This window comes from Vibrio sp. 10N.222.49.C9, from assembly GCF_041474985.1.
Lineage (GTDB): Bacteria > Pseudomonadota > Gammaproteobacteria > Enterobacterales > Vibrionaceae > Vibrio > Vibrio crassostreae_C.
Genome location: NZ_JBFRVD010000420.1, coordinates 1 through 315 on the forward strand (window position 1 = coordinate 1; position 315 = coordinate 315).

General features: G+C 44.4%; 1 protein-coding gene. It reads left to right on the top strand.

Annotation, left to right across the window (positions count from 1 at the left end):
* Positions 1 to 57: 57 nt before the first annotated feature.
* The coding region (locus tag AB4585_RS23790; protein WP_372171231.1) for a CIA30 family protein at positions 58 to 315 on the top strand (258 nt) is incomplete at its 3' end.

Here is a 315-nt window from a genome sequence, read left to right on the forward strand (position 1 = left end):
TAGTTATGCAGAGTTTCTTAATCGTTGCTTAGCACTGACCGCCAGCAAACCATTACAATGATGCAGGTTATCAGCTCGAACACATCCTCCACCAGCGTTGCCTGCCGTTTCACTCAAATGCTTCGCCTATGGACCTTGCTGACTGCTTCTCTTTTGTTTAGTCATTTTGTCGCAGCTTTAGAGGAAACTATGATTGATTTTACCCAACTTAATGAGTATCAACAGTGGCAGGCAGTCAACGACAATGTAATGGGTGGCATCTCACAAGGACGCTTCACCTTTGATGGCAATCATAGCCTTTTTGAGGGAGAACTA